This window comes from Vibrio sp. 1978, assembly GCF_033344345.1.
Genome location: NZ_JAWPOP010001052.1, coordinates 1 through 512, shown reverse-complemented (window position 1 = coordinate 512; position 512 = coordinate 1). Strand labels below are relative to the sequence as shown.

Here is a 512-nt window from a genome sequence, read left to right as displayed (position 1 = left end):
AAAACATTCGCAACCAAAAAGTGGATGAGATCCCACATCTTTTCGCTTATAGCCAATTATTACTGTCAGTGAATGGGCACGATGGCTTATACGGTACATGCGGCACCCCTGAAAAATTCTGGGCTAAGTGGAAAGAAGAAGAGATCAGTGAGGCGACCTTTGAACGCTTGAAGAATACTCCACTTACTCAAGATGAATTGGATCTTATCTTCAATCACCGTCCTGCTAAGGTTCGAGATGAATACCTTTCGCTTATCGCAGGCGGTAAGCTTGTAGTAACCGATCAAGGCCGTCTATTAGTGTCGTTATTGCGCCACGACCGTCTACTCGAAATGACTCAGCTATTTACTTTGTTTGATAAGAAAGTTGGCAAAATTGTTGCTCGTTATCAGCAAGTGTTTGGCATTAAAGCCCTGATTGAGCGTGTTACCTCTTTTGATGAGAAGGGGGCACGTAACGGCGGCGTGATTTGGCATACCACAGGGTCGGGCAAATCGTTCACTATGGTGTTT

1 pseudogene is annotated in these 512 nt (G+C 44.7%); it reads left to right on the top strand.

From position 1 onward, the window contains the following. Positions 1-512, top strand: a pseudogene (locus R8N49_RS30610) (type I restriction endonuclease subunit R); the annotation flags it as partial.